The sequence below is a fragment of the Bartonella sp. AS69XJJH genome, assembly GCF_042195585.1.
Taxonomy (GTDB): Bacteria; Pseudomonadota; Alphaproteobacteria; order Rhizobiales; family Rhizobiaceae; genus Bartonella.
Genome location: NZ_JBHIOO010000110.1, coordinates 1 through 897 on the forward strand (window position 1 = coordinate 1; position 897 = coordinate 897).

Genomic DNA, 897 nt, shown 5'->3' on the forward strand with positions numbered 1-897 from the left:
CTTGAAGCTATTGAAGCAATCACTGACCTTTCCAAAAGTTTGCGCTCTGATTTTCGCCGTGGGACCTATGGTTATGATGTTCAAGCCATGGAAGGCAATATGTCACGCCTTGATGACAGCATGTTGGAGTATGAAAGCGGTGTTCGTTTAACAGCTGGAGGCACTTTGTTTTCCTTTGGGCGCACAACAGAAATCAATCACACACTCACAAGAGAAGAAGGCAGGCTTATTGGCAATTGGATAGATGATGGGGATGAAGAATTAAGCTGGAACCAAATCGATTATCCATGGGACATGGCAAATTTTCCGTGGTGTTCGGTCAAAAAACATGAACGCGATATACTGATGGCAGAGTGGTTTCATGGCCGCACGCTTTATCTCGTGTTAAGAGATAGCCAAGATGGCGTGATTGGCACTCGCAGATGCTATGCTGTAGCGCCTGTCGAACAGGCTTTGGAGGGGGTTTACAGCCATTCAGGCAATCACTATCAGCCCTCCCCGAGGGGCACGGCGCTTTTTCTGGCAGCCCGCACAGATTTTAACGATGTTGACGGCAAACAAGCAGCATTTGTTTCTATTCTCGTTCACGGCATTCCCAAACAAGATGTCCCCCTTGATATCCCTCTTGATATCCCTTTGGGCAAGCTTTGGTGTGACGCCAATGAACTAAATGGTGGTATCGAGATACTCAAAACGCCCATTAATATTCCTTTGCGTGCCGATGTTCGCGAACAATTCAAGATTTTATTGAGGTTTTAAGATGAAGCATGAAAGTGGTCTACCGTTTGCAATTGACAGATCTCGCGGCAAAGAGGAACAACAAAGTGTTGTCTTTTATGGCACGCGTCCCTTTATTCAAAGTGGTGAACTCAATGAAGTTCAAACCATTATAAGGGG

General features: G+C 45.8%; 1 protein-coding gene. It reads left to right on the plus strand.

Annotated elements, in window-relative coordinates; translation table 11 throughout:
- A partial coding sequence (locus ACFIK6_RS10025; protein ID WP_375677609.1) for a phage tail protein occupies positions 1-759 on the plus strand: 759 nt, incomplete at its 5' end.
- Positions 760-897: the final 138 nt, after the last annotated feature.